The following is a 26,791-nucleotide window of genomic DNA, read 5'->3' as shown; positions in this document are numbered from 1 at the left end:
CGGCAGCATCGGTCAGGCAAATGGGTAGAGAAGCTGTTGCGACCTGAGTAAGTGCGCGATGATGACACCATCGACCTTTCTTCCCCACCCCGACAAGGGAGTCTCGGTGTCCAGCGGCGATCCATCGAGAGTTTTCCGTCCCGACGTCCCCAGCCCCGCCCGGATGTATGACTACTACCTCGGCGGCAAGGACCATTACCCAGCCGATCGTGAGGCCGCCGAGAAGGTCATCGCCACGATGCCGCCGGGCGTCATCCGTACCGCCGCACGTCAGAACCGCAGCTTCCTCGGCCGCGCCGTCCGCTACCTCACCGGCGAAGCCGGCATCCGCCAGTTCCTCGACATCGGCACCGGGCTTCCGACCATGAACTCGGTCCACGAGACCACCAAGGCCATCGCGCCCGAATGCCGCATCGTCTACGTCGACAACGACCCGATCGTGATCGCCCACGGCCGGGAGATGCTCCAAGGCATCGACCAGACCGTCATAATCCAACAAGATCTACGTGAACCCGAAAAAATCCTCACCGACGAGCAGCTACACCAGACACTGGATCTTGATCAGCCCGTCGCCGTCCTCCTCGTCGCCATCCTGCACTTCATTCGTGATGAGGAAGACCCCCGCGGCATCATCGACCGGCTGCTCGCACCGCTGCCGTCCGGCAGCTACCTGGTGATCTCCCATGCCACCGCCGACCGCTACATCCAGATGCAAGACGCGGTCCAGGTCTACCGCAACGCCACCACCACCATGCACAACCGCAGCCGCCAAGAAATCAGCACTTTGTTGACCGGCCTCGAACTCGCCGACCCAGGACTGGTATGGCTGCCCCAATGGCGCCCGGACGCCGACACCGGACTCCACGACAACCCCCAAAAATCCCTCTGCTACGCCGCCGTCGCCCGCAAACCTTAGAGGTCGTTTCGTCTGGTGCGGCTACGGCGACCGATCAGTGCTGCAGTGATGGCCGATGAAGCGCGGTGTTGACTATTAGGGTCCGATCCAGGATCTCGCGCCGTACGCTGCCGACCCAGCGTTCCATGATCGCGTTCATACGAGGTGCTTGAGCGGCTGCGCGCACGACCCGGATTCCTTCAGCGCGGAACACACCAGCAAAACCGAACGCCCCACAGGCGACCATGCGCTCCATCCACGCTGAACACTGAAGGGAACCCACCCAGAATCAAGGCCCCTTCGGCATTTAGCCCTAATACGGCATAAAATCTGAGAAATATCATATGTAACCCATATAGGCTGCTTGCCACGCAGGGGCGGGCGGCTTCGCGCGCTCGAAGCATTACTCGACTCACTGTCGATGCTCGGGCAGATCGTGTCGGTCGACCAGCTGTGCGCCGCGCTCACCACCGCCTGAGCGGTTTCGATCCGCTCGCCTTGTTCGGCCGAACCAGGCGAGCGGATCGCGCGGTTTTCGGAGTCTGTGGCTGTGAGTGATCGCCCTGGGGCGTATCGGCTCCAGGTGGCGCCAGCCTGGGCTCACTGAGGGAAACGCCATCGCGCTCGCCAGTTCGGTGAGCACCGCAGCCTGCCAGCTGATCGAGCCGGAGGCCAGAGGCGGGTCGCATGCACGGAGGCACGACGGGCACGGCACTCCCAGTGATCACGAGGGCTAGATAAATTCGTGATCGCCGGTTCCGTGCCCGTCTCGCTGCCGAATCACCGACGGCACCGCCTACTGGCGGACGCTCTGACTAACCGGCGGACGCCGCTTCGAGGAGCGCGGCGTTCTGGCGTTCGAGCGCCTTGGCCACCCCGCCGCGCCAGCCTTCGGCCACGGGCTCCGACAGGGGATCGGGGAAGATGTCCTCCTCTCCCTTGTCCACTCCGTCGAAGATGGCCTGCGCGACGGACTCCGGGGATGCCTTGGGAATGTCGAGCACGCGGGACATGTCGGTGTCGACCGGCCCGCTCAGTACGGCGTGGACCCGCACGCCCTGCCCGGTCAGCAGAGCGCGCATCGACTGGGACAGCGAGAACGCCGCGGCCTTGGAGATCGAGTAGGCCGGCATGACCGGCACGGCCGCGACGGCCGCCAGCGACAGAACGTTGACGATCGCTCCCCCCGAACCGGTCAGCAAGGGCAGGAAGGCCTGGGTCACGCCGTACGTGCCGTACAAGTTGACGGCGAGCTGCTGCTCGAGCGCGGCCTGATCGCTGAGGTCTTCGTAGATCGCCAGCCCGGCGTTGTTGATGAGGATGTCGAGCGACGCGACGCTCTCGACGGCCGCTTGAACCTGCTCTGCGCTGGTCACGTCCAAGGTCAGCGGCGTGACGCGCCCGTCCGAATGGGTCAACGGCCGGCGCGTACCGGCGTACACGCGCTTGGCGCCCCTGGTCAAAGCCTCCTCGACCAGGGCCCGCCCGATACCGCGGTTGGCCCCGGTCACCAGAATCGTCTTGTCGGCGATTGACATGCGTCCTCCTAGGAATGCGGACGGTCCGCATATTCCGGCCGTCCGAGCCGTCGAGGATGCAGACGCCGCGAGGTCGCGAAATTGGGCTTCCGCCGAGCGCCCAGTTCCTACCTCGGCCGGCGTCCATACGGGGAATGCCACAACGTGCGGGAGAGAGGTGACGCGAGAGTGGGGACGGCTACCGCCGACTTGATCACTAGGGCGCGAGCCGGGGACGGCGACGCGTTCCGAGAGCTGACGGAGCCACACCGTCGAGAGCTGCACGTGCACTGCTACCGGATGCTCGGATCCTTCCAGGACGCGGAGGACGCCCTCCAGGACACACTCGTGTCCGCCTGGCAGGGCATCGAAGCGTTCGAGGGACGTGCCTCGATCCGCACATGGCTGTACCGGATCGCCACCAACCGGTGCCTCGACGCACTTCGCTCGGCGAGCCGCCGCCCGGCCGTGCCGTGGGACATCCCCGAGGTCCAACCGCCCGAGCCGACCCGGCTCGGGGAGGTCGTCTGGCTTGAACCATTCCCCGACGCGCTCCTTGAAGGTGCGGTCAACACGCCGCTCGGCCCGGCGGCCCGATACGAGCAGACCGAAGCCATCTCGCTTGCCTTCGTGACCGCACTTCAGGTCCTGCCGACCCGCCAGCTCGCCGTGCTCATCCTGCGCGACGTCCTCGGCTACCACGCCAACGAGGTCGCCGACATCCTCGACACGACCGTCGCATCGGTCACCAGCGCGCTCAAACGGGCCCGCGCCGGGCTACAGCGCCGTCTGCCACCGACCGGCGATCGCGAACCGCCGCCCGCTCCGGGCTCACCCGCCGAACAGGCGCTCGTGGCGAAGTTCGTCCGCGCGTACGCGGCCGGTGATATCGACGCCCTGATCGCCCTGCTGACCGACGACGTCCATCTCTCCATGCCGCCGATTCCCCTCGAATACCAGGGCCGTGCCGACGTGGCCCGCTTCTACGCCACCATCCTCCGCGGGGACTGGACCTATGACTTCGTGCCGACGCGCGCGAACGGCCAGCCGGCATTGGGGACCTACCTCCGCACCCCGACCGGCATCCGCCACGGAATCGGCCTCGTCGTCCTCACCCTCAGCGGCGACCGAATCTCCGCCATCACCCGCTTCGACACCAGCGTGCTCCCGTCGTTCGGGCTGCCACGCTCGCTCTCCGGCTGACGCCGTCGATGGCGACACACTACGTTCAGCGTGCGACGGCCGGCTGATCATTTCCGAGGGCGTGCGGCCGAGCCTGAGCGGACAGTCCAACCCGGGCACGCCGGGACCGCACACCGATGAGCCGGTCTCCGAGTGGCGCCCGGTCACCGCCGCCGCAGACGGGACGGCCGAGGCCGACCACTGGCTCGGGCTGGGCGCCGACCTCATCAGCTTCGGCCGCGGGTTCCTCGCGTGGCTTCGGCTGAGCCGCTCCGATACGCGAGTCGCGCGCTTCGCCGTGTGCAGGGAGCGGGGGTCGTGCGCCTCTTGTACGGCGTCGTCCGCCTCGTGTAAAGAGCCGAGCATCCGGAAGGCGACACCACGCAGATGCATCACGGTGCTCTTCGAATCGCTCAGCCGGCCACTCACGCTCGTCCATCAGTCACGTTCCTCGGTCGCCCACTCTTGTCATGACACCGACGGACCAAACCTCCTCGGTTAACAAGCTCCGAAAACGTCGGACCGGCCGGCTCGTCGAAACGAGCGACCTAGCCTCCGACCTCGTCGGTGCGGTCCACTCTGGGCCGGGTTCTGCGCACCGATCGCAGTACGCCCAGTACGCTCACGGTGCCGAGTGCCCCGGCTCCACAGATCACCTTGGTGGGGCTGACCAGGGCGGCGATGGCGCCGGCGGTGGCCATGCCGAGACCTTGAAGGGTCATGAGGCCAGCACCCAGCAAGGACATGGCCCGGCCGCTCATCTGTTCGGGCACTGCCTCGACGAACCATTGGTCCATCCCGAGCGTGTACGCGGCGCACAATCCGGTGACCAGCATCAACGCGGCTGCCAACGCCAGCGGTGGACGGATCTCGAACGCGGCCATCGGCAGCAACGACACGGCCGCGAGCGGCAACGCGATCTTGTCGCGGGCAGCGGGTCGAAGCAGGACGCCGGTCAGTACCTCGCCTACCACGGTTCCCGCGGGCATCGCCGCGAGGAACAACCCGAAGCCGACAGGGCCCGCCCCGGTGGCGTCGGCGAAGGGTGCGGCGACCCCTTCGGCGACCACGAAGAACATCGGTGGAGTCCACCACATCAGCAGCAGCGCACGGATCCGGGCATCGCCGAACAGTCGTCCGGCTGAGGCGATCGACTCGCGCATCATCGCGCCGCCACCCGATACCCGGGCGGGCCGGTCGCCCGTGCCCAAGCGCAGCAGCAGCGCGGAGCCGAGAAAGGTGCAGATGGTCACGCACAGCGCGGCGCGCGGCGACAGCCACACCAGCGCCAAGCCACCGATCCCGTAACCGACGATCTGGGAGCCCTGTGAGACGATCCGCATCAGCGAACGACCCAGGACATACCGGTCGCCTTGCAGGATGTCCGCCAGGCTCGACGCCCGGGTGCCGGTAAACAGTGGCGAGATCATCGCGATGGCGAACCGGAAGACGAACAGCACCGCCAGCGGGGTCGCCGGAACCGCCATCACCATCACGCAGCCCGCCGACAACAGGTCACAGGCGACCAGGACCCGGCGGGGCGGGTGCCGATCGGCGAACCCGGACACCAGCAGCCCGCTCAAAGCGTAGGGCAGGCAGCCAAGAGCGAAGACCAGGGCCGTCAACAGCGCCGAGCCGGTCTGGTGGAACACCAGCACGGCCAGCGCGACCTCGCCGAAGACGCTCCCCAGCACAGAAAGCAAATGAGCCGCGAAAATAGCCCGGAATTCCGGGACCACGAACACAGCGGCATATCCACGACCGACGCTTTCTTCGCTCCGCATGAGGATCACGACGTCGCCCGATCCGGCCGGCGAAGAGGAAGATGCCACGGGGAGAATGCTCGCTTTCCCTCGTCATGACGACACGGTTACAGGGCAGAGGCACCACCCGCCGTAGGCACGTGAAACGTCGCGCCGAGTCGTGGCCCCGACGTTCCCGATCGCAGGACTCATAGGCCAGGTCTAGGGGGCGGCGCGGCCATCGAGGCATCCACACCACCCCCTAGCTCGCGATCAGCTGGGGAACCACTGCATGTCACTCCACCTCCTTACACGGTGCGCAGATATTATCTAAACAATATCATCTCGTTCAGATATATTATGCGTTTACGGTACGGCCCGGGCATGCCGGGCGCAGCCGAGTGTCTGGGGAAGTCGGAAAAATTCGAACAGGTCTGGGTCGCGGAACGCGACGATCTGTGTGATCCCCGCGTCGGAGGCCGAGAGGACCATCACCGCGTGTGCGTGATGAACGCCGTCCGGGCCACGCTGATACATGGCCGCCGCGGGCTGCCCGTTGGCCGCGGTCGCCACCATCCGGAAGACACCTGGCGCGGTGAGAACCCTGGACCCGAAGAACCGGCCGACGGACTCGCGGCCGGCGAACCAGGATGGGGTGGGCGGCATCTCCAGGACGGCGTCCTTGGTCAGCAGCCCCATCAGGGCGGTGATGTCGGCGTTCTCGAAGGCCGCGACATAGCGGTCCAGCAGTTCCCGCTGGTGCGCGCCGGAGGTCTCGGTCGTGTCGTCTTCGGAGGGTGCCATCTGGCCGAGCTGGGCTCGAGCGCGTTGCAGGATGCTTTTGACCGCGGGGACGGAGATGCCGAGCAACTCGGCGACCTCTGCGGCGCGCAGCGCGAGTACGTCGCGCAGGATGAGGACGGCGCGCTGACGCGGGGGCAGATACTGCAGGGCAGCGATCAGGGCGAGCCGCAGGCTTGCCCGCGCGGCGACGATGGTGGCGGGATCGTCCGAGCCAGCGTGGACCAGCCGATCGGGGAAGGGCTGTAGCCAGGTCACTTCCGGTGGGGGTGCCAGAGGGCCTTCGGGGTCGTCGGAGGGACCGCCGAGACCCGACGGCAGCGGCCGGCGTTTGCGGTGCTCGAGTGCGGTGAGACAGACGTTGGTCGCGATCCGATAGAGCCAGGTGCGCAGTGACGCCCGGCCATCGAACGCCGCGTACGAGCGCCACGCGCGCAGATAGGTCTCCTGGACCAGGTCTTCAGCGTCGTGGACCGAGCCGAGCATGCGGTAGCAGTAGGCCAGGAGCTCCGGCCGGTAGGGGTCGGTCAGCCGCGCGAAGACGTCGCTGTCCGGCATCACCATGGCCCCGGCCGGTCGACCGGGACGGGCTCACCCTCCGTCCGCCGGATCGAACGCCTCGAACGTGGTGTTGAGGCGGAGTGCCAGCGGCCCCCTGCATCCGCTTCGGCGGGATCATCGCCCCCCGGATTATCGGCCTTGACGTACGTGTGGCCCATCTGCGTCACCGTCCGGCGCCCGGGCCGAGCCGCGAGTTCGACGATCTGCACGTAGTTTCCGACCGGATCCTCCACTGTCGCGATGAGGCCCGGGCCGAAGTCCTCCACCGGGCGGATCCACTGCGCGACGCCCAGCGCCTTCAGGTGGACCACGACCGCCTCGATGTCCTCGACGTAGAAGTTGATCAGAATCCTGCCGGGCTCCCGTGTGCTCTGCTCGAGATCGTCGCGGTGGTCGAAAATCAACCGCCCGCCGCCCACCATCAGGACGGTGCCCGGCTCGGCCGACGGCGCGAACGCCGCGCGGTACCAGGCGCTGAGCCGTTCCGGGTCGTCGCTGCCCAGCACCAGGCCGCCCAGCCGAATCCGCGTCACCTCTGCCATGATCGCTCACCTCTCGATCGTCATCGGAGTTCCGTCACACCTATCGACTCGGTGACCTATCGAAAGGAATCGGTCGAGGCGTCCGGATCTTCCACACCACCCGGCCGCAAGGCAAGAAGACCTGGACCCGGCCCACTCCGTGCCGTGCTGCGGTCTCGCCACCAGTGGCAGACTCGGCGACTCAGCGTGAGCACCGGTGCGGCAGGCATCAGAGCCGGGGTGGTCCGGCGGCCCGTCGTCACCACGGTGGCATCCAGCGCCACCATCACCGATGGCCGCGGAGGCGAGCCCCAGAGCCCATTTCCTGTTCATGTGAGAACCGACCGGCGGCCGTCTCGACCGATTCCTTTCGGCAGGACGCCGAGTCGGTAAGTGTGCCGGCTCCGTCCGTACTATTCGACAACCAGGAGTAACAGTGCTGCTCGAAAACAAGAATGCGATCGTCTACGGGGCGAGCGGAGCGATCGGGAGCGCGGTCGCTCACGCCTTCGCCGCGGAGGGAGCACGGGTCTTCCTCGCCGGGCGCACCAGCGCCGCGCTGGAGGTGGTCGCTGAAAAGATCCAGGCCTCGGGTGGCGTCGCCGACGTCGCCACGGTGGATGTGCTGGACGAGGGCGCCGTCGAAGCGCACGCCGATGCGGTGGTCCGCAACGCCGGATCCCTCGACATCTCTTTCAACGCCATCAGCCTCCCCCAGACAGGCATCCAGGGCACCCGGTTCATCGACCTGTCGCCCGAACGCTTCGACCTGCCCATGGCCACCTACCCCAAGGCCAACTTCCTGACCGCCAGAGCTGCTGGACGGCGCATGACCGGCCAGGGATCAGGCGTGATCTTGACGATCACCGCGTCTCCGTCACGGACGGCCGTCCCACTCATGGGAGGCATGGCACCGGCATGGGCGGCGATCGAAGCCCTGTCCCGGGGGCTGGCCGCCGAGCTCGGACCACAAGGCGTACGGGTCGTATGCCTGAACGCCGCGGGGATGCCGGAAACGCCGCAGCTCACCGAGGTATATGGCCTGCACGCCGACGCCTACGGCATCACCCGCGACGCATTCGCAGCCCGCATGACCGACCTGACAGTACGCAAACAACTGCCCACAGTCGCTGAGATCGCCAACGTGGCCGTCTTCCTCGCCTCGGACCGAGCCACCGCGATCACTGGCGCAATCGCCAACCTCACCGGCGGCATGATCGCTGACTGACCACCGTACGGCGTCGAAGGTCAAGTGGCGCAGCGCGGAAGCCCGGTTCTCATCAAGCCCCGAAGGACTTCACCTTATCGTCGCAGGTCAGCGCGGGTTGGCAAACGTTGGGAGCGCTCGACCTGCGTCGATACGGGTCGCTGGCACCGTGCCATCCGGGTCGTTTCGTCAGGTGGCCAGCCCCAGCCGGGGAGCGAGCGATGGCCGCGACAAAGGACGTAGGCTCAGCGACCTTTAGCAGAGCTGCACTTGTGGGTGCATCACGCGGTCGGTCGGCCAGCTGGCGCCCCTGAGCGGTACGAGCGCATCGACCGCAGGCTCCCCCTGGCCGTTCTGGCGGCGGTCGGCCAACACCATCTGGCGTCCCCGAAAACCGAAATCGTGGGCGCAGCGAACATCACGAGAAGGCTCTTGCGACGCTCATCCGGGAAGTGAGCGTGCTGGAGATACCGACCGCATCGCGCTGGATCGGACCACGGTCGCGCCCTGCCGCTGCCGCGTTGCGCACATGACCGTCTTTTCAGTCGCTCGCGAGTTCGTCGGTGGCGATCTTCCCGGCTTCTGTGGTGCGCTGGAGGAAATCTGCGAGTAGTTTGAGCTCGGTGTCGTTATATCCCGCGCAGATGTCATCCATCGCGGTATTCATTCCGGCGTAAAGGTGGAATAGTTCGGAATTGCGGAGGCGTAGGGCACGGACGGTCACCGCGCGACGGTCGGCCGCATCCGGGTCACGTTCGCGGGTAACCCAACCGCCGCGCTGGAGCCGGTCCAAAATGCCGGTCATCGTGGCGGGGTGCAGCCCCGCGCGCCGAGCGAGCGTGCTGGGACTGAGCGGGCCAAGGCGATTGATGAGGTCGAGACAGTAAAAATCGACGTCCTTGAGGTCAATGTGTGCGCCGACCTGGCGGTTGAGCAACGACAGTTGAATGCTCAGCTCGCGCAGTGACTCCTTGACCGCAGCGACCACCCGCCGGCGGTGCCGGGCGACGTCGGCTTCCTCCGGTGTAGTTGATCTCATCCACACTCCCTTGCCATCTCATATAATATGAGGCAAGTATATTACGGCTAGGAACCGAGGCGAGGGTGTACGGCTCTTGTCATCCTGGTCACCAGGCACCAGCGCCCCACTGCCAGTGCACGAACGGCGGGGGTGCCGTAGGGCAACCCGCCGCATTCTTCAAGCGTTTGTACGTGTTCTTCGTGCAGAACACGCCCACGGCACAGGCTCAGCCACTGCCGACCAAGGAGCGCACTCACCAGGCCCGGAACAGCGAGGACCAACAACATCCATCACGGCGACACAGCCTCATCCGCCGTCGCCCTGCGACTCGGATTCGCACCCCTGCGCGAGGACACCCTCCTCGGCCACCCCGGCACCGTCTACGCCCTGACCCGGCATGACTTCACCTCCCCTCACCTCGGGCAGTTCCGGGGATCGACGCTCTGCGCAGCACCGACGACGGTGACCTGAACAGGGCTTTTCGGTGTTGTGGAGGCGGCCGTGCACACGATCTGCTCGACGGCCAGTCGGGACAGGTCACTGGCCGAAGTGGACAGGGTCACCACCAAGTGGCCGGTCGGCTCGGTGGTCACCGAGAGCGGGCCGGCTTCGGACGGGACGTCGGTGGTGAGTCCACGCGCCTTTTCCTTGGGGGTGGGTCCGGCTGCCAGCAGCGCGAGCCTGTCCGCTGGGGCCAGTGGATGACCACCGGGCCGCCGCGTCACCGCACTGAGTTTTCCGTTCTTCACCAGGTAGAGGGTGATCGTCGTGGTGAGTGCGACGGCTCCGCTCGGCGGAGCACCGCCGGTGATGACGCCGCTGGGTTGCACGCCGCAGCCGGCCACGGCGACGAGCGATACGAGGCCCGCGGCGAGCACGCGGCGGGTGAGCCCGTCACTCACTCGGGGCCTCCGTCCGGATCGTGTGGCAGGCGCAGCGTGAAGATGGCGCCGCCGTCCGGGGCGTTGGTGGCGGTGAGGTCGCCTCGGTGCAGGCGCGCGTTCTCCCGCGCGATGGCGAGGCCGAGGCCGCTGCCCTCGGACCTGGCTCTGGCCGCGTTGGCCTTGTAGAACCGGTCGAACACGTGCGGCAGCACCGCTTCGTCCAGTCCCGGTCCGTGGTCGCGGACCTCGACAGTGATCCAGTGCGGGTCGGCGGAAAGCCGTACCGACACCGGTGGCTCGCCGTGCCGCAGGGCGTTGCCGACCAGGTTAGCGAGGATGACGTCCATTCGGCGCGGGTCCAGCCGCGCCGTCACCGTGGCGGCGAGCTCGGTGCGCACCTGCTCCGACCAGCCCCGGACACGCAGGGTCGCCCGTACCAGCTCGGCCACGTCGATCTCGTTCAGCGCGAGGGCCGCCACGCCGGAATCGAACCGGCTGATCTCGATGAGGTCGTTCACCAGTCCGGTGAGGTTGAGCGTTTCCTGGCTGACCAGTCTGGCGGCCCTGCCGGCGGGCTCGGGCAGCCGGGCCGCCTCCTCATCCAGGACGTCGGCGACCGCGGTCAGCGCGGCCAGCGGGGTACGCAGCTCATGTGACACGTCGGCGACGAACCGGCGGGCGTCGGCCTCCATCTCGCGCAGCTGCTTGACGTGCCGTTCCAGCTCCGCGGCGGTGTTGTTGAACGTGCGTGCCACGTCGGCCAGCTCATCGGTGCCACGGACCGCGATCCTGGTCCGCATCTCGCCCTTGCCCAGCAGGCGCGCGGCCCGGCCGAGCTCGCGCACTGGGCGCAGCACGCCACGGGTGGCCAGCAACGCGAGGACGACCGCGAACGCCAGAGCCGCCCCGCCGGTGAGCCAGGCGGATGCGGCGAGCTTGTTGATGCTGCGCTGTTCGGGAAGCAGGCTGCGCGCGGTGTAGACCTCGATGCCGGACACCCGCGTCGTCCGGTCCCCCTCGACGATCAGCAACGGCGCGCCGATGATCAGGATGGGCCTGCCCTGCCACACCACGCGTTGCCACGCGATGTCGCCGCCGGCCACCGCCTGCCGCAGCCCCGGTGGAATCACCCTCGGATCCCGGATCTGCGCGTTCCCGCCCGGCTCCCAGTGCCTCGGCGGCGGGCCGACCGGCGAGTGCAGTTCGTGGTAGATGGCGACCGCGGAGCTGTACCGGTCGCCCACGGCAGCGGCGATCTTGCCGAGCTCGGCAGGGCCCGGCGCCGGACTCCGCAACGGGTAGAGCGCCTCCAGGTGGCTTGTCATCGCCTGAACCGCGGCATCCTGGGTCCGCTGCAGGATGGCGTTGCGAGCCTGGACGTACATCCCGCCGGCCACCGCCGCCGCGGTGACCACGCACAGCAGTGCGAAGGCGAACAACAGCCGGGCACGCAGCCCCAGATTCGGCCGAGGTGCCACCGGCGGCTCACACCGGCCCGAACCGGTACCCGAACCCACGCACCGTCTGAACGTAGACGGGCGCCGCCGAGTCGTCCTCGATCTTCGCGCGCAACCGCTGCACGCACGCGTCCACGAGGCGCGAGTCGCCGAAGTACCCGTGCTCCCACACCGACTCCAGCAGCTGCTGGCGACTGTGCACCCGGCCCGGCGTGCCGGAGAGCTCGAGCAGCAGGCGCAGCTCCGTCGGGGCGAGGCTGACCGGCACGCCGCGTTTGGCGACCACCAGCCCGGCCCGATCGATGCTCAGGTCCCCGTACCGCTCCAGCTCCGCCTGGTCCCGGCCGATCCGCCGGAGCACCGCGCGAATGCGTGCTTCGAGCACCCTGGGCTGCACCGGCTTGACCACGTAGTCATCGGCGCCCACCTCCAACCCGGCCACCACGTCCATGTCGTCGCCGCGCGCGGTCAGCATGATGATCGGTACCTCGCCGACGGCCCGGACACGGCGGCAGACCTCGAACCCGTCCATGCCAGGCAACATCAGATCGAGCACGATGACGTCGGGAAGGTCCGTACGCAGCCGCTCCAGCCCCTGCTCGCCGGACTCCACCGCGCGCACGCGGTGCCCATGCCCGGTCAGTGCCAGCTCAAGGCCCTCCCGCACGGCCGGGTCATCCTCGATCAACAACACTCGCGACACGCCGCCGAGTTTCACAGCACGCTCCGTAACTCGCCCGCCGGTCAAACCCCATCCACTGTCGGCCGGCCGTGTCCCCGCCTCGTCCGCGCCGTGTCATGGTTGTGTCACGGTCGCGCCGTCGACGAACGGTGACATACGGCGGACAACGCGCGCACATCCGGCGCCAATCGTAGTTCGTCATGGACGAACCACACACCATCCCACCTCGGCCCCGAGACCGGCTGTTCGCCGCGGTCACGCTGGTGCTCGCCGTGCTCCTGCTACCCGTGGCGTTCGTTCGCCATCCCGGCAGCGCCCGCGAGCTGGCCTGCCGATGGGCGTTGAGGATGCGATTCCCCGCCGAGGACCTCACCGGGCTCACCGACGGCGCCATGACGGCGTTCACCGCGGCGCGTACCGAGGCGCTCTGGTGTCACGGCCAGCTCATCGGTCTCACCTCGGGATACCGCGATCCCCTTGTCCAACAACGGATGTTCGACGAGGAGGTGCGCCGCTCCGGCTCCCCTGCCTTGGCACGAATGCTCGTGCTACCACCGGCGGAATCCAACCACGTCAAGGGCATCGCGCTGGACGTGCGCCCCCACGAAGGCGCGCGCTGGCTCGAGGAACACGGCGCCCGCTACGGCCTGTACCGCATCTACGACAACGAGTGGTGGCACTTCGAGTACCGCCCGGACAGCGGCGGCACGCCACCACGACGACTGCCCCACGCCGGCGTGGACCCCGTCATCGAGAACGGGAACCAGATGTAGCCCAGGTCCGGTCCACTCATGTTCACGGATGCGCCGGCCGCTTCGCCGCTGACGCGCACCAGGCCGATCGCTACCGCCGCCATCTCAGGACAGGCATCGAACGTGTCCGCGCCGATCTGTGGCACCGGGAGCCATATGGCATCGGCGCACCGGCGCACCGATCCACCTGAGCCGCCACCTCGTGCCGCGACCGCGGGTGTGTCAGTCGGCCAGCGCGAAGCCGGCCGCTGCCTCCGCGTGCAGCCGGGCGCTCGGCAGCACCGGGATGGCGGTGTCCTTCTCACTGATCAGGAGCTCGATCTCCGTGCAGCCGAGGATGACGCCTTCGGCGCCGTCGTCCGCGAGATCGGCGACGATCCGGGCGTACGCGTCCCTGGACGATTCCCGGGTCACCCCGCGCACCAGCTCGTCGAAGATCACGCGATGGACCAGTTCCCGTTGCTCACGCCGCGGGACGACCACGTCGAGGCCGTGGGCGGCCAGCCGATCCCGGTAGAAGGGCTGCTCCATGGTGAAGCGAGTGCCGAGCAGACCGACCTTACGCATCCCCCTGGCGCGGACCTCCGCGCCCACGGCGTCGGCGATGTGCAACACGGGCACGCTCGCGGCCCGCGCCACGTCGTCGCTCACCCGGCTGAAGGTGTTGCTGCAGATGAGCAGGACCTCGGCGCCGAAATCTTCCAGTTTCCTGCCCGCACCAGTCAGCAACGTACTCACCTCGTCCCAGCGGTCGGCGAAGATGAGATCCTCGACGGTCGTGTAGTCGACCGACCAGATGAGACTGTTGGCGGAATGGCTACCGCCGAGTCGCTCGCGTACCCGCTGGTTGATGATCTGGTAGTAGATCACCGTCGACTCCCAGCTCAACCCGCCGATGAGACCGATGGCGCGCATGGAACTCCGTTTCGCTAGCTTGTGCCGGCCGACTGGTCGGTGCCGGCCACGGTGACGGTGCCGTCACTGGCCTGGTCGAGTCCGGCCAGGCCAGTGCATCAGCATGAACTTGCCGATCCGCTCGGCCGCCTCGGCGATGCGCCGACGGTCAGGCGCCGGCCAGGGCACGGGCGCAGGCGCCGAGCCCGATCTCGCTGGAGGCCTTGACGAACACCACGTCTCCCGGTTCGAGAAGCGCGGTGGCCAGTCTGAGGGCCCCGGCCACGTCCTCGACGGTATGGACGGCCACGCCCTGGTTCGCGGACTCCGCTGCCTCCGCCATCGCGAGCGGATCCCCTGTTCCGACCGCGATCAGCACGTCGAAGCGGAGGTCGGCGACGAGCCGGCCCATCTCCGCGTGCCGGGCGCGCGAGGCGTCCGCCTGCTGCCCCATCGTGCCGAGCACGGCGACGGTACGACGGTCGCCGGCCAGGGCCGTCACCGCCCGCAGCCCGGCCCGCATGGATTCGGGGTTGGCGTTGTAGGCGTCGTTGACGACGGTGATGCCGTCAGGTCGTTCGACGATCTCCAGCCGGCCCGTGGAGCGCCGCCGTGCGGCGGTCAGCCCCTCGGCGATCTCGGCGGCGCCCAGGCCGAGTGCGGTGGCGACGGCGGCCGCGGCCAGGGCGTTGCTCACCTGGTGCTCGCCGATGAGGTCGAGCTCGACCGGGGCGCGGCCGGAGGGCGTCACCAGCTCGAACACGGCTCGCGCCCGGTCGTCCAGCCGCACGTCTTCGGCCCACACCTGCGCCTCCGAGGACCTGCCGTACAACACGATCTGGGCCTTGGTGCGGCCGGCCATGCCCACGACGTACGGGTCGTCGGCGTTGAGCAGGGCGAACCCGTCCGCCGGAAGTGCCTCGACCAGCTCGCCCTTGGCCTCGGCCACGTCGGCCAGCCTGCCTCCCATACGCTCGACATGCGCGGTGCCGACATTGAGCACCAGCCCGACCTGGGGTGGTGCGAGCCCGGTCAGATACGTCAGGTCGCCCTTACGGCCTGCACCCATCTCCAGCACCAGGTATCGGGTGGCGGCATCGGCGCGCAGCACGGTGAGCGGCAACCCGATCTCGTTGTTGAACGACCTGTCGGTGGCGACCGTCGCCGCGTGCCGTTCGAGCACCTGGGCCAGCAGGTCCTTGGTCGTGGTCTTGCCCACGGAGCCGGTCAGGCCGATCACGGTCGGGCTGATGTGTTCGAGCAGGTGCCTGGCCAGCAGGCCGAGCGCGAACTGGACGTCCTCGACCACGAGGGCGGGCACGCCGACGGGCCTCGAGACCAGGACGGCGACGGCGCCGCTCGCGATGGCACCCGCGGCGTAGTCGTGACCGTCAACACGGGCGCCGACCGTCGCGGCGAACAGGCCGCCGGGCACCACCTCGCGGGAGTCGACCGCCGAGAGCGCTGTCACCAGCGCCTCGGCGTCGCGCACGTCATACATGCTTGCGCCGACGACCCGCGCGATCTCATTCAGCGTCATGGGGATCACGAGCCACTCCTGGCGAACGCCAGGTCGATGAGGCGCCGCAGCAGTTCCGGGTACGGCACACCGCTTGCGGCCCAGGCCCTCGCATAGACGGAACGGGAGGTGAAACCGGGCATGGTGTTGATCTCTCCCACGTACAGACGTCCCGTGTCCTCCTCATAGAGGAAGTCGACACGGGACATGCCGTATCCACCGATCGCCCGGAAGACGTGCAAGGCCAGCTCGCGCACGTCCTCGGCCACCCGTTCCGGCAGCACGGCGGGGATCGTGGCGATCTCGACCTGGCTGAGATACTTGGCCTCATAGTCGAGCCAGTCGCCGGGCGCGATGAGCTCGCCCGGCACCGAAGCATCCGGCGTGTCATGGCCGCCGAGCACGCCACAGATGACCTCGCGCGCGGTCACGCCCTGCTCGACGACCACCACCCGGTCGTGGGTGAGCGCCAGGTCCACCCCCGCGCGCAGCTCCGCCATGGAGGTGACACGTGAGATGCCGATGGAGGAGCCCATGTTGGCCGGTTTCACGTACATCGGCCAGTCGAGCGACTTCACCAAGCCCCAGTGGTCAGTGGTGGTGCGCCATTCGTGCTCGGTGAACCACACATGCGGGGTGACCGGAATGTCCTCCGCCAGGAACGCGCGCCGCATCGCGACCTTGTCCATCGCCAAGGCCGAGGCCAGCACGCCGCAGCCCACGTACGGGATGCCCAGCGTCTCCAGGTGACCCTGGACGACGCCATCCTCGCCGAACGGCCCGTGCAGCGCAGGGAAAACCACGTCCGCCACATCGCGTCGCAACTCCACCGGCCACCCGCCCTGCCGGTCGATGATGACGGCGACGGGCTCGTACAGATCCCTCGGCAAGGCATCGAGCACAGCCTGAGCCGACTGCAGCGACACCTCGTGCTCAGCGGACGGCCCACCTGCCAGCACAGCCACGCGCAAGCGTTCAGTCACGATCGATCAGCCTCTCTCAGTGGCACGGAGACGCCGGACTCATCGCTGGAGAACAGGCGCCGGTCAACCCCATCCACTGTCGGCCGACCGCATCCCCGCCTCGTCAGCGCCGTGTCATGGTTGTGTCACCGTCGCGCCGGCCGCCGTCATCTCAACTCGATGAGACCCGGGCCGGCGAGGCCGCTGACCCGGTGATCATCCAGGTCGGACAGGGACTTTGATGAGGCGCTGACGGCCTCGAGGAAGCCGGGCATGTTCTCGCGGAACGCTCTCCCGCGAACGGGCCCTGCACCGGCTCAGCGAGCCGGTGCAGCTACGCGTGCTCGCCCGTTACGCGGGCCTCTCGCAGCGTACGTTCATGCGCCGGTTCACCGAAGAGACGGGCACGCCCCCCGGTGACGGTTCAGGTCTCGCGGCTTGATGGCGTCCGTGTCGGTGCGTGAGATCTTGTTTCGGTTCGGAATGATCCTCTGGTGGAGCCGCCCGGACAGCCGTCGTCGTATGACGAACTCCTGTGCTGCTGGTTGTGCTCAAGACGAAGCTGGAAGAGCTCGAGGCCGAGAACGCCGAGTCGAGCCGAGAACGCCGAGTCGAAGCGTCGTCTGGACCTGAACTCCCGGAACTCCTCCAAGCCGAGCTCTCGCCGACGGCGCCGGCGTGCTCCGCCTCCCGGTCCACAGCCATCGGTCGACCATCGGCTTACCGGTCACTCCTTGTATCGAAAGATTGTCCCCGACAAGGAAGCTCCAAGTTTCCATCTAGCCATTTTCTGAACCATTCAGAGAGTGTCATATTCGAAGGAAACAATGGATCTTCAAAACGACTATTAGGATCCCATCCCCACATCTGCCCTCTCTCGTCGCGGCAATCGACGAGAGACCAGATCGCACAACCCCAATCGAACAGCCATACCATATAAGGCGGCACATCATGACTCGAAGGAAGGTCCGGGTCGGGAGCGCTAAATGCGCGATAAACGTCGATTACATCGACCCATTCTCCATAATATCCATCATCGGTCCATTCAACGCCGGGCACACCCAAAATTCCGTACCCATGCGGCCCGAGCCCACCGTTCGCCACTTCCAGATATATTCGACGCAGCAGGGTGGGCAAAGGGTATCCAATCACTCTTTCCGCTTCAGAAATGCCCACCTCGGAGGCTGGCGCAGGAAGCTTCTCCGAATCGGTAGCTCTACGTATCGCTTCGATGGTGTCATCATCAGTCATATTTGATTCGGGGCCGGCCTTCCGTGGGCCGATCGGACGGCGATCGCGGCGCCGACCCGGTCCTCGACGCGGCCCTCCCCGCCGTCAGGCTCTGACCACTAGGAGCCTTGGCCGGCTTCGACGGACGCGAGCAGCTTGCCGAGCAGGGACGCGAGCAGCTGTTGCTCGTCGCCGTCGAGCGCCTCGAGGATGGCCGACTCGTTCGCCATGTGCACGCGGATGAGCTTGTCGGCGAGTTGCCGGCCGGCCTCGGTCAGGGCCACGACGCGTCCACGAGCGTCTGCCGGGTCGCGGGTTCGCGTCACCAGCCCCGCGGCGGCGAGCCGGTCGATCCGTTTGGTCACCCCGCCGGGCGTGACCAGCGTCGCCCGGGCGAGGTCGCCGTTCGACAGCGCGTGGGGCGGCGCGCTCCGGCGCAGCGCGGCGAGCACGTCGAAGTCGCCGGGCGCCAGCCTCGCGGCGGCGAACGGCGGCCGGAGGATCGGATCGCACACCGCGGCCAGGCGCTGGATGCGCCCCAAGATCAGCAACGGCGAAGGGTCGAGGTCCGGCAGGCGCGCACGCCACGCGTCGACGATCGAGCGCACCGCGTCGCGGTTCGCGGATTGGTCCAGGGCGGTTCGTTCTTCCACCTTGACAGCATACTTTCCACGTCAACTAAAATACTTTCCATGGAAACTACCTACGTCGCCCCCACCACCGTCACGGCCTACCTCGATCCGACCTGTCCGTTCGCGTGGATCACCAGCAGCTGGCTTGCGGAGGTCGAGACGCAGAGCGGTCTAACGGTACGCCGGGAGCTGATGAGCCTGTCCGTGGTGAACGAAGGGCGCGAGCTCGACGCGTGGTACCGGGACTACAACGAGCGTGCGTGGCGACCCGCCCGAGTCGCGGCCGCCCTGCTGGCCTCACCTCACGCGGACCTGTGGACCGACTTCTATGAGGTATTCGGACGGCGGCGCCACGTCGAAGGTCTTCGCGACGACGCGCGAAACATCGCACTGACGCTGGACGAACTCGGCATCCCGGCCGAGTTGGCCCATGCGGCCGAGGACTCATCCTGGGATGCGGACCTGCGGAACCGCACCAAGGCGGCCACGGCACCCCTGACCGACGACGGCGGCACCCCGATCCTGCACATCGCAGACCGCGGATTCTTCGGCCCGGTGCTCACCGCGGTACCGCGCGGGGACGCCGCGGTCCGGCTGTGGCAGGCGGTGGCGACGCTCGCGACCACACCATCGTTCAGCGAGATCAAGGGAACTCGCGATGAGCGGCTGCAGACCAGCTGACGACGGCCGGACGCGGCTGCGCCGCCTCGGCCAGGCGCATGCTCTCGCCCAGGCCGGCGACGGCGCCTTCTACGTCACGTCAGCGGCCTATCTGGTCAGACTGGGCTGGAGCCCGGTTCGGGTCGGGATCCTGCTCGCCATCTGCTGGGGAGCCGGTGCGCTGCTCTCGCGCCGCATCGGCCGCCTCGCCGACCGTCACGGCCTCGTCGCGACCAGCGCCGCGACCCTCGGCTGCTGCATGGCCGGGCTGCTCGGCCTGGCGCTCGGCAGCGAACCGATCCTCGTCGCCGGCGCGTTGCTCGTGTACGCCGGCGGCCAGAGCGCCTGGGGTGGGCTGCGCGCCGCACTCGTCCAGGTCGCGGCGGACCCGGCGGCCGCCGTCACCGAGCGGGCCAGGCTGCAGTCCATCGGCAACGGGGCGGTGGCCGTGGGCGCGGCCGTGGGTGGTCTGGCGCTGGGCCTCGGCGACATCTGGGCCCTCCGCGTCGTCGTGGCCGGCGACGCGCTGCTCTACCTGGTCACAAGTCTGCTCATCGCGAGAGGGATCCGGATCTCCGCGCCGGCTCCAACGGCGTCGGCCGGCCACCTCGCGTCGGCTCCAACGGCGTCGGCCGACCGCCCCGTGGCGGGCGAGACCGGCCGTACGACGATGCCCCAGCTGGTCGCGACCATCGCCGCATCCGCGCTCTACCTGTACATGCCCATGCTGAGCGTCGCGTTGCCGCTGATGATCACCAACGCGCCGGGAGTCCCGGCATGGACCATCTCCGCGTGCTTCCTCGCCAACACCCTGGGCGTCATGGCGATGCAGCGCCGGGCCGCCATCGGGGTCACGACGGCCGCGCGAACCCGGCACGCTCTGCTCACGGGCGCGGCCCTGCTCGCGACGTCGTCCGCCCTGCTGTGGACGACTCTGCTGGGGCACCGTCTCGCGCCCGCGCTGATCGTCCTCGGACTGGGGGCAGGCGTCGTAACCCAGGTCCTCGGCGAGGTCCGCTTCGCCGTCGGTGCGTGGGATCTCGGGTACCGGCTCGCGCCCACCAGCGGCACGGCCGCCTGGCAGGCGACCTACGGGGCGGCCATCCCGATGGCCCGGAGCGCGGGGCCGGCCCTGCTGGCTCCGCTGACCGGCTTCGAACTCGGCTGGATCGTCCCGGCCGGCTTGTTCCTCGCCGGCGGGATCGCGATGGCGAGCGTGACCACGACACGTCCTGCTCCGAGCCCGTCCGACCCCGGTACCGCGCCGTACTCGGCGACTGAAGCAGCGCCTTAAAGGATTCTGAGTGGCCCTGGGCGGCTGCCCGGCGCGAAGCGTGGGTACGACGCCTCTGTCACGCACCGTGATCGCAGGTGACGTCGGACCCTATGTCCGGGTTCCAGGTCATCGCGATGCTCCGGCGCATCTGGACGTACATCGAGGGAGAGGCCCGCATGGCGCTGACGTCCGAGCCGAGGTCGGCCGAAGACCTGCTGATGGAACTCGAGCCGGTCGTCGCGGCCGAACTCGACCGTCACCTGTCCATGGCCAAGGAATGGTTCCCCCACCAGTACGTGCCCTGGAGCCGTGGCCGCGACTTCGACGGCCCGATGGACGGTGAGGCATGGAGCCCGGAGCACTCCACGGTGGCCCCGGCCGCGCGAGAGGCCCTGGTGGTCAACCTGCTCACCGAGGACAACCTCCCCGGCTACCACCGGGAGATCTCCACCATCTTCGGACGCGACGGCGCCTGGGGCACCTGGGTCGACCGCTGGACGGCCGAGGAGAACCGCCACGGCATCGTCATCCGCGACTACCTCACCGTCACCCGCGCCGTGGACCCCATCGCCCTCGAACGATCGCGCATGACACACATGCAGGGCGGCTACCAGGCCGACCACGGCACCGAGACGCTCCACGGACTCGCCTACGTCGCCTTCCAGGAACTGGCGACCCGCGTCTCCCACCGCAACACCGGCGGCCTCTCAGGCGATCCCGTCTGCGAACGGATGCTGGCACGGGTGGCAGCCGACGAGAACCTCCACATGCTCTTCTACCGCAACACGCTCGCGGCGGCCCTCGAACTCGCCCCGGATCAGACGATGCGCGCGATCACCGACGTCGTGACCACCTTCCAGATGCCCGGTCACACCATCGACGGCTTCCTGCGAAAGTCCGTCGCGATCGCGAACGCCGGCATCTACGACCTGCGCGTCCACCTCGACGACGTCCTCACCCCCATCCTGCGCCAATGGCGCATCTTCGAACTCGACGACCTGCGCGACGACGGGAACCGGGCACGCGACGAACTCGCGGAGTTCCTCCAAGGACTCGACGCGGCGGCGAACCGATTCGTCGAACGCCGCGCCCAGCGAGCCGCTCAGCGCCGCTGAAGCGAAGGTCATCCGGCCGGACGCGAGGTGGCGCGGTGTTCGGCACGCACGATCGGTGCTAGAGGCGATTGCCCGGTTCGGCTGTGCGCGGTGCGGCGTGCAGGTGCCACAGCAAGAGGGCCGTCCGTCCGCGATAGCGACCATCGCTGGAGCGCACGTCGAAACCGAGCAGATCGGAGATCCGGTCGACGCGATAGGCCACGCTGCTGTGGTGCATGTGCAGCACGGCGGCCACCTCACGCAACGAGCCCTGGCGCCCCAGTTGATCGAGAATCTTCAGATCGGTACTCCCGGACCGGGATTCGGCGAGTTCGCCGACCGCGCGGACATCGGGCAGTGACATGATCGCCTGGGGATCGAGATCGGCCAGCGCGATGACGCAGCCCAGGTCCTCGGCGAGGATCCAATCGGACGGGTCGGCGCCAAGGGCCGCGAACCGGATTCCCCGCCGGGCCTGTGACCAGGACCGCCCGCATTGCTCGATCGCCACTTCGGGGCCGACACAGACCGCGATGCCCTGGGGCATCGGAGTGCGAGGGACGGTGCCCGCCGCGATGAGCACGGCGAGGTCGTTCGTCATCGGAGCCGCCACGGTGCGGCCGGTCGTCGCGCCGGCAACGGCGGCCCGGAAGGCGGGCAAGATGCGTTCGACCCTGGCCTCGGCGTGTACCGCGAGGACGCGAACCGGCTGCCCCATACGGAAGCCGAGCAGACGCGCCGCCCGGGCCGTCTCGGCCTCGCCCGCGTGATCGCTCAGCAGCGTGTGAAGGAGCTCCGGGTTGGTGAGGCCGGCCTGGGTGTCGTCGCCGTAGGAGCGCGAGTACAACGCCGCCATCGTGAGCGCGAACCGCGCCGTGATCAGCTCGTCCCATTCGTGACCGTCCGCCTCGTCCCGGCGTTCAAGCCAGACGCGCCCGACGGGGTCGTTGTCGACGATGACGTCGCTGATGAGGACGTTCGGCCCCGGACCCGACGTGTCGAGTGTCCGCCCGGCCGAATCGACGACGTGGACCTCACCGACCTCGTCGAAGATGACGCCGGCCGTCGTCTCGGACAGGACCGCCGTGGCCCGTGCGACCGCCTCCGCGTCGGCCCGATGCGAAAGCAGCTGATCGAAGAACTCGATGACCTGCAGTCCACGCTCGGCGCTGGAGTCGATGCTCGACAATCGGTTCAACAAGCCGCGCACCGCTCGAACTGTACTCGGCGTCCTCCTCGGTTACTAGCCATCTGGCGGAACGAGCCGACGGTGGTACGGCTGCCGCGGTGTGCCATGATGCGACGCATGTCGACCGCACCGTCCGCTCCGGACAGTCGAGGCGGGGCGGATTCCCCTCGGCGAGGCGGCCGGATGATGCTCGATCCCGAGCTCGCCGCGATGCAGGTCCTGATGCCCCGCATCAACATCGCCGAGGTGGCGCAGGCCCGGGCGACCGAGGCGGCGCTGGTCGCGAACATGCGCCTGTCCGATCGCCGCCACGATGTGGAGACCACCGACTCGGTCGTCCCGCGACCTGACGGTACCCACCTGGCCGTCCGCGGTTACCGTCCCAGGACGCGACGGCGTGGCCCGCTCCCCATGCTGCTGTTCATCCACGGCGGCAGCTTCGTCACCGGAGACCTGAACACCGAGGACACCCGGTGCGAGATCTACGCGGCCGAGGCCGAGTGCGTCGTGTTCGCGGTGGACTACCGTCTCGCACCGGAGAACCCCTTTCCGGCGGGGCTCGATGACTGCCTCACGGCCCTGGTTCATCTGCGCGACCGGTCGGACGAACTCGGCGTCGACAACGGTCGCGTCGCCATCGGCGGGCTGAGCGCCGGAGGCGCCCTGGCCAGCGGAACCGCGATCCGTTCCAGCGGAGACGGCCGCCCGGCGCTGGTGCTGCAGATGCTGCTGTTCCCGGTTCTCGACGCCGGTCTCACGACGCACACCGCGCGGCACTACTCCGACACCCCCGTTCTGACGCGTAACACGCTGCGCGACATGTGGCGTCTGTACCTGGGACCGCAGTGGAGGCCGGGCCAGACGTCCTACCCGGCCCACAGCTCGCCCGCTCACGAGCCCGACGTCTCGCTCTCACCCCCCACCTACCTCTGCACCGCCGGCCACGACCCCTTGCGAGACGAAGCCCTCGAACACGCGCAGCGGCTCATGCGCGCCGAGGTTCCTGTCGACCTGCGGCAGTACGCCCGCGGGTTTCATTCCTTCGACTCGTTTCACGCGACCCGGCTGGGCCGGGCCGCGATCCGCGACCAGGTCGAGGCGCTGCGGGCCGCGTTCTCCTGACTTAGCCGATTGGCGGAAGAATCCGCGCGAACGTCAGCCACTCGTCCGTAGACATGGTGCGGGGCGAAATCTAGCGTTTACGTCACCGTAAACGAGCGTCCGATCTCCCGGCGAGACGGGCGCCTCCGGAAGGATCCTGCGCATGCGCGCCCGACGATACGTGCGTTACGCTCTCAGTGCCGCGATCATCACCACGCTTTCCGCCAGTGTCACCGCATGTAGCAACGCCACCGGTCCTGCCGCCGCCAAATCGTCCGCGACATCGAAGGCCAGGCCGCTCAAGTCCATGCTCTTCGTGAATCCTCTGCCCAATTACCCTGCCTGGAAGACGATCGGGCAGTGCATGAAGGCCGAGGCGGAAAAAAACGGGATCAGCTTCTCCCAGGCGGGTCCCAACGGCAACAACATGGACAGCAAGCTGATGCTCGACCGGCTTCAGCAGGGCATTTCCAGCAAGGTGGATGCGCTGGTGACGTTCCCGGCCAGCGCCGAGCAGTTCGACCCGATCTTCGCGCAGGCCCGCTCGGCCGGTGCCTATGTCGCGACCGTCGAGGGCGGTCAGACCAAGAACCAGGACATCAACGCGGGCACGTCCTTCGAGCAGTTCGGGCAGCTCGCCGCCAAGACCGTCGCGGCCAAGCCGGGGCAGCAGAACGTCGCGTTCCTCACCCAGGGCCCGACCGGGCCGGACGCGACCTTCGTCAACGCGTTCAAACAAGCCGCGAAGCAGTACAGCAACATCAAGATCGTCGACACGCGGTACGACGGCGGGGACGTCACCAAGACGACCGACCTGGCCACGGCACTGATGAACGCACACCCCGAGCTCAACCACTTCGTCACCAATGAGGGCGCCGATACTCCCGGGATCATCGCGGCCATCAAGCAGAAGGGCCGGGTAGGCAAGGTCTTTCTCACCACGAACAGCATCTACAGCGGTTCGGTCGAAGGCATGAAGGCGGGAATCGTGTACTCCCTGCTGTTGCAGAACATGTGCGCGATCGGCAAGGCGCCCGTCGATGCGCTGATCAAGCTGTCAAAGGGCGAAACGGTCCCGTCGAACATTCCGACGCCGATCGAATTCGCCACCGCGTCGACCGTCGACTCTCTCACCAAGAGCGGTGACCTACAGTAAGGAGCCTTCGGTGACCAACGACGGCACGGCGCAGGCCGACGCGCTGACGCTGACAGGCGCGAGCAAGAACTTCGGCCACGTACAGGCCTTGCACGAGGCCGACCTTCAGGTGTCCGCCGGGCGCGTGCACGGAATCGTCGGCGACAACGGAGCCGGCAAGTCGACCATGCTGAAGATCCTCTCCGGCCTGCACAAGCCGGACAGTGGTGAACTCCGTGTCGCCGGTGCGCCCGTCACCTTCGACAGCCCGGCCGACGCACGCGGTCACGGCATCGCCACCGTCTACCAGGACCTCGCGCTCGTCGAATGCCTGGACGTGGCGACGAATCTGCACCTGGGCGACATCCCGAAGAAGAGGTTCTTCGTCGACCGCAAGCGGATGGAACGCGACGCGACGCGGGTTCTCGCGGATCTCAACGTACGGGTGGGCTCGGTTCGGACGCCCGTCGGAATGCTGTCCGGCGGACAACGCCAGATCATCGCCATCTCGCGTGCGGTGCGCCTGGAGGAGAGCAGGATCGTGCTGCTGGACGAGCCCACCGCGGCGCTCGGGATCCAGGAGCGAGGTCACGTCGGCGACATCATCGATCGGCTGAAGGCCAAGGGAAAGGCCATCATCATCATCTGCCACGACCTGGACTTCGTCTTCAACTACTGCGACGACATCACGGTGATGCGCCTCGGCCGCACCGTCGCTCACCTCGACGCCGCGACGACGAGCCGCGACGAAGTCATCGGATACATCACCGGTGCCCGCCAAGGGACCGCGGCATGACCGTCAGCGGCGGTGCGTCGAAGACGATGGCGCCGGGAACCACCGACACGCCGATCACCAAGCTGAGCCTCGGCCGGCGGCTGCTGGCCCGGCAGGAGCTGACCCTGATCGGCGTCCTGATCCTGGTCGGCGTGCTCGCCACGCTGCGCAACTCCTCCTTCGGCGCGTCGGACAACCTCCTCCAGGTCATCCGCGCCGCGGTCGTGACCTTCATCGTGGCGTGCCCGCTCACTCTCGTGACCATCGGCGGAGGCTTCGACTTCTCGGTGGGCTCGGTCTTCACGCTCGGCGGGGTCTCGGCGGCGTACTTCATGACCCACGGCATCATCTGGCCGCTGGCGATAGTCCTCGGCATCGCGGTCGGCGCGGTGATCGGCGGGTTGAACGCGGTCACCATCGACCGCCTCCGGGTGCCACCGATCATCACCACGCTCGGCACCTTCTACTTCATGAGCGGGGTGGTCATCCTCTTCACCCACGGCATCGACATCGCGCCGCTTCCGACGCAGTTCAACTCGCTGGGCACCGGCTCGACCCTCGGCGTACCGAACGTCATCATCGCGGGGATCCTGGTGGGCATCGCCTATCACCTCGTCCTTGAACGCACCCGCTTCGGATACAACGTGCGGTCCCTGGGAGGCAACCGGCTGGCGGCCACCGAGAACGGCATTCCGGTCCGGCGCCTTGACGCCTGGCTCTATGTCGGAGCCGGTGCCCTCGCGGCGTTCGCGGGCATCGTCTACGCCGCTCGCACCGGCAGCGGGCAGGTCAGCGCCGGCGGAACGTCGGTGACCCTGACGGCGATCAGCGCCGTACTCATCGGCGGCACCAGCCTGTTCGGCGGCATCGGGACGATCACCGGCACCGCTCTCGGCGCGATCCTGTTCGCCGAGATCGACAACGCACTCGCGGTCGCGGGCATCGACGCCCTCTATTCCAACATGATCATCGGCGGGATCCTGGTCTTCGCCGTTGCCGCCGACAGCGTACGACGAGGACGGATGTTCTCCCTCAAGCGCTGATTTCGCCTCGTGTCCTCCGACCGGCGCTGATGCGCGCCGGCACGCCTGCCCGCCCGCGG

At 67.9% G+C, this 26,791-nt stretch carries 25 protein-coding genes; 11 read left to right on the top strand and 14 right to left on the bottom strand.

Translation table 11 applies throughout. The annotated features are described in order from the left end of the window. The first annotated feature begins 106 nt into the window (after positions 1-106). A complete protein-coding gene (locus ABEA10_RS38855; RefSeq protein WP_345472690.1) occupies positions 107-916 on the top strand; it encodes an SAM-dependent methyltransferase in 810 nt (269 codons plus the stop codon). Between the two features lie 794 nt (positions 917-1,710). Here the strand turns inward: ABEA10_RS38855 and ABEA10_RS38850 are convergent. Continuing rightward, complete coding sequence (locus ABEA10_RS38850) at positions 1,711-2,433, bottom strand: SDR family NAD(P)-dependent oxidoreductase (protein ID WP_345472688.1); 723 nt, start codon at positions 2,431-2,433, stop codon at positions 1,711-1,713. Positions 2,434-2,577: 144 nt separating this feature from the next. Here ABEA10_RS38850 and ABEA10_RS38845 point away from each other — a divergent pair, with 144 nt between their 5' ends. Continuing rightward, a complete protein-coding gene (locus ABEA10_RS38845; RefSeq protein ID WP_345472686.1) occupies positions 2,578-3,615 on the top strand; it encodes a sigma-70 family RNA polymerase sigma factor in 1,038 nt (345 codons plus the stop codon). A 527-nt stretch (positions 3,616-4,142) separates the two neighbouring features. Here ABEA10_RS38845 and ABEA10_RS38840 read toward each other — a convergent pair. The 3 genes from ABEA10_RS38840 to ABEA10_RS38830 all read right to left on the bottom strand — a co-directional run bounded on the left by ABEA10_RS38840 (position 4,143) and on the right by ABEA10_RS38830 (position 7,240). Beyond that, positions 4,143-5,426, bottom strand: a complete 1,284-nt coding sequence (locus ABEA10_RS38840; protein ID WP_345472684.1) for an MFS transporter — start codon at positions 5,424-5,426, stop codon at positions 4,143-4,145. A gap of 276 nt (positions 5,427-5,702) precedes the next feature. Continuing rightward, on the bottom strand, positions 5,703-6,695 hold the full coding sequence (locus ABEA10_RS38835; RefSeq protein ID WP_345472682.1) for a sigma-70 family RNA polymerase sigma factor: 993 nt from the start codon (positions 6,693-6,695) through the stop codon (positions 5,703-5,705). After that, entirely contained in the window at positions 6,695-7,240 is a 546-nt protein-coding gene (locus ABEA10_RS38830; protein WP_345472680.1) for a VOC family protein, read from the bottom strand. The genes ABEA10_RS38835 and ABEA10_RS38830 overlap by 1 nt, the downstream gene beginning before the upstream one ends. A 415-nt stretch (positions 7,241-7,655) precedes the next feature. Here ABEA10_RS38830 and ABEA10_RS38825 point away from each other — a divergent pair, with 415 nt between their 5' ends. Next, positions 7,656-8,447 carry an SDR family NAD(P)-dependent oxidoreductase gene (locus ABEA10_RS38825; RefSeq protein WP_345472678.1) on the top strand — a complete coding sequence of 264 codons (792 nt, stop codon included), beginning with the start codon at positions 7,656-7,658 and terminating at the stop codon, positions 8,445-8,447. A gap of 520 nt (positions 8,448-8,967) precedes the next feature. Here ABEA10_RS38825 and ABEA10_RS38820 read toward each other — a convergent pair. The 4 genes from ABEA10_RS38820 to ABEA10_RS38805 all read right to left on the bottom strand — a co-directional run bounded on the left by ABEA10_RS38820 (position 8,968) and on the right by ABEA10_RS38805 (position 12,491). Beyond that, positions 8,968-9,465, bottom strand: coding sequence for a MarR family transcriptional regulator (locus ABEA10_RS38820; RefSeq protein ID WP_345472676.1), 498 nt, complete (start codon positions 9,463-9,465; stop codon positions 8,968-8,970). A 395-nt stretch (positions 9,466-9,860) separates the two neighbouring features. Continuing rightward, positions 9,861-10,349: a GerMN domain-containing protein gene (locus tag ABEA10_RS38815; protein ID WP_345472675.1), complete on the bottom strand. Its 489-nt coding sequence runs from the start codon at positions 10,347-10,349 to the stop codon at positions 9,861-9,863. Further along, positions 10,346-11,809, bottom strand: coding sequence for an ATP-binding protein (locus tag ABEA10_RS38810; RefSeq protein ID WP_345472674.1), 1,464 nt, complete (start codon positions 11,807-11,809; stop codon positions 10,346-10,348). Before ABEA10_RS38810 ends, ABEA10_RS38815 begins: the two co-directional genes overlap by 4 nt. A 7-nt stretch (positions 11,810-11,816) precedes the next feature. Continuing rightward, the gene (locus ABEA10_RS38805) at positions 11,817-12,491 is read right to left on the bottom strand and encodes a response regulator (protein WP_345472672.1); all 675 of its coding nucleotides are present in this window, start codon (positions 12,489-12,491) and stop codon (positions 11,817-11,819) included. A 179-nt stretch (positions 12,492-12,670) separates the two neighbouring features. Between ABEA10_RS38805 and vanY-N the strand changes: the two genes are divergently transcribed. Next, entirely contained in the window at positions 12,671-13,243 is a 573-nt protein-coding gene (gene vanY-N / locus ABEA10_RS38800) for a D,D-peptidase/D,D-carboxypeptidase VanY-N (RefSeq protein WP_345472670.1), read from the top strand. 201 nt (positions 13,244-13,444) lie between these two features. Here vanY-N and ABEA10_RS38795 read toward each other — a convergent pair whose 3' ends face one another. The 5 genes from ABEA10_RS38795 to ABEA10_RS38775 all read right to left on the bottom strand — a co-directional run bounded on the left by ABEA10_RS38795 (position 13,445) and on the right by ABEA10_RS38775 (position 18,480). Then, positions 13,445-14,137, bottom strand: coding sequence for an aspartate/glutamate racemase family protein (locus ABEA10_RS38795; protein WP_345472668.1), 693 nt, complete (start codon positions 14,135-14,137; stop codon positions 13,445-13,447). 148 nt (positions 14,138-14,285) lie between these two features. Further along, positions 14,286-15,665, bottom strand: coding sequence for a UDP-N-acetylmuramoyl-tripeptide--D-alanyl-D-alanine ligase (locus ABEA10_RS38790; RefSeq protein ID WP_425551017.1), 1,380 nt, complete (start codon positions 15,663-15,665; stop codon positions 14,286-14,288). After that, positions 15,662-16,600: a D-alanine--D-alanine ligase family protein gene (locus ABEA10_RS38785; protein ID WP_345472849.1), complete on the bottom strand. Its 939-nt coding sequence runs from the start codon at positions 16,598-16,600 to the stop codon at positions 15,662-15,664. Before ABEA10_RS38785 ends, ABEA10_RS38790 begins: the two co-directional genes overlap by 4 nt. Before the next feature lie 717 nt (positions 16,601-17,317). Continuing rightward, on the bottom strand, positions 17,318-17,848 hold the full coding sequence (locus ABEA10_RS38780) for an SMI1/KNR4 family protein (protein WP_345472664.1): 531 nt from the start codon (positions 17,846-17,848) through the stop codon (positions 17,318-17,320). A gap of 98 nt (positions 17,849-17,946) precedes the next feature. Continuing rightward, positions 17,947-18,480 carry a MarR family winged helix-turn-helix transcriptional regulator gene (locus ABEA10_RS38775; protein ID WP_345472662.1) on the bottom strand — a complete coding sequence of 178 codons (534 nt, stop codon included), beginning with the start codon at positions 18,478-18,480 and terminating at the stop codon, positions 17,947-17,949. A 39-nt stretch (positions 18,481-18,519) separates the two neighbouring features. On the opposite strand from ABEA10_RS38775, the gene ABEA10_RS38770 reads away from it, so the two are divergent. The 3 genes from ABEA10_RS38770 to ABEA10_RS38760 all read left to right on the top strand — a co-directional run bounded on the left by ABEA10_RS38770 (position 18,520) and on the right by ABEA10_RS38760 (position 21,510). Continuing rightward, complete coding sequence (locus ABEA10_RS38770) at positions 18,520-19,140, top strand: mycothiol-dependent nitroreductase Rv2466c family protein (RefSeq protein WP_345472660.1); 621 nt, start codon at positions 18,520-18,522, stop codon at positions 19,138-19,140. Continuing rightward, positions 19,118-20,413 (top strand): MFS transporter, encoded by a 1,296-nt coding sequence (locus tag ABEA10_RS38765; protein ID WP_345472658.1) that lies wholly within the window; start codon positions 19,118-19,120, stop codon positions 20,411-20,413. The genes ABEA10_RS38770 and ABEA10_RS38765 overlap by 23 nt, the downstream gene beginning before the upstream one ends. Before the next feature lie 77 nt (positions 20,414-20,490). Next, a complete protein-coding gene (locus ABEA10_RS38760; protein ID WP_345472656.1) occupies positions 20,491-21,510 on the top strand; it encodes an acyl-ACP desaturase in 1,020 nt (339 codons plus the stop codon). Between the two features lie 58 nt (positions 21,511-21,568). On the opposite strand, the gene ABEA10_RS38755 is transcribed toward ABEA10_RS38760, so the two are convergent. Continuing rightward, positions 21,569-22,699 (bottom strand): PucR family transcriptional regulator, encoded by a 1,131-nt coding sequence (locus tag ABEA10_RS38755; protein ID WP_345472655.1) that lies wholly within the window; start codon positions 22,697-22,699, stop codon positions 21,569-21,571. Between the two features lie 162 nt (positions 22,700-22,861). On the opposite strand from ABEA10_RS38755, the gene ABEA10_RS38750 reads away from it, so the two are divergent. The 4 genes from ABEA10_RS38750 (at position 22,862) to ABEA10_RS38735 (ending at position 26,732) form a co-directional block, all read left to right on the top strand. Next, positions 22,862-23,800 (top strand): alpha/beta hydrolase, encoded by a 939-nt coding sequence (locus ABEA10_RS38750; RefSeq protein WP_345472654.1) that lies wholly within the window; start codon positions 22,862-22,864, stop codon positions 23,798-23,800. A gap of 142 nt (positions 23,801-23,942) precedes the next feature. Continuing rightward, positions 23,943-24,935, top strand: coding sequence for a sugar ABC transporter substrate-binding protein (locus tag ABEA10_RS38745; protein WP_345472652.1), 993 nt, complete (start codon positions 23,943-23,945; stop codon positions 24,933-24,935). A 10-nt stretch (positions 24,936-24,945) separates the two neighbouring features. Continuing rightward, entirely contained in the window at positions 24,946-25,710 is a 765-nt protein-coding gene (locus ABEA10_RS38740) for an ATP-binding cassette domain-containing protein (protein ID WP_345472650.1), read from the top strand. Beyond that, a complete protein-coding gene (locus tag ABEA10_RS38735; protein WP_345472648.1) occupies positions 25,707-26,732 on the top strand; it encodes an ABC transporter permease in 1,026 nt (341 codons plus the stop codon). The genes ABEA10_RS38740 and ABEA10_RS38735 overlap by 4 nt, the downstream gene beginning before the upstream one ends. Positions 26,733-26,791: the final 59 nt, after the last annotated feature.

The organism is Actinoallomurus oryzae (genome assembly GCF_039541955.1).
GTDB lineage: Bacteria > Actinomycetota > Actinomycetes > Streptosporangiales > Streptosporangiaceae > Actinoallomurus > Actinoallomurus oryzae.
Note: the sequence above shows the minus strand (reverse complement) of the source record. Positions and strands in the feature narration are given on the sequence as shown.

Bases quoted from the DNA above. Each gene is read 5' to 3' on its own strand.
- ABEA10_RS38850 (WP_345472688.1), bottom strand. From the start codon at position 2,433: ATGTCAATCGCCGACAAGACGATTCTGGTGACCGGGGCCAACCGCGGT.
- ABEA10_RS38835 (WP_345472682.1), bottom strand. From the start codon at position 6,695: ATGCCGGACAGCGACGTCTTCGCGCGGCTGACCGACCCCTACCGGCCG.
- ABEA10_RS38830 (WP_345472680.1), bottom strand. From the start codon at position 7,240: ATGGCAGAGGTGACGCGGATTCGGCTGGGCGGCCTGGTGCTGGGCAGC.
- ABEA10_RS38820 (WP_345472676.1), bottom strand. From the start codon at position 9,465: ATGAGATCAACTACACCGGAGGAAGCCGACGTCGCCCGGCACCGCCGG.
- vanY-N (WP_345472670.1), top strand. From the start codon at position 12,671: ATGGACGAACCACACACCATCCCACCTCGGCCCCGAGACCGGCTGTTC.
- ABEA10_RS38795 (WP_345472668.1), bottom strand. From the start codon at position 14,137: ATGCGCGCCATCGGTCTCATCGGCGGGTTGAGCTGGGAGTCGACGGTG.
- ABEA10_RS38780 (WP_345472664.1), bottom strand. From the start codon at position 17,848: ATGACTGATGATGACACCATCGAAGCGATACGTAGAGCTACCGATTCG.
- ABEA10_RS38770 (WP_345472660.1), top strand. From the start codon at position 18,520: ATGGAAACTACCTACGTCGCCCCCACCACCGTCACGGCCTACCTCGAT.
- ABEA10_RS38765 (WP_345472658.1), top strand. From the start codon at position 19,118: ATGAGCGGCTGCAGACCAGCTGACGACGGCCGGACGCGGCTGCGCCGC.
- ABEA10_RS38750 (WP_345472654.1), top strand. From the start codon at position 22,862: ATGATGCTCGATCCCGAGCTCGCCGCGATGCAGGTCCTGATGCCCCGC.
- ABEA10_RS38745 (WP_345472652.1), top strand. From the start codon at position 23,943: ATGCGCGCCCGACGATACGTGCGTTACGCTCTCAGTGCCGCGATCATC.
- ABEA10_RS38735 (WP_345472648.1), top strand. From the start codon at position 25,707: ATGACCGTCAGCGGCGGTGCGTCGAAGACGATGGCGCCGGGAACCACC.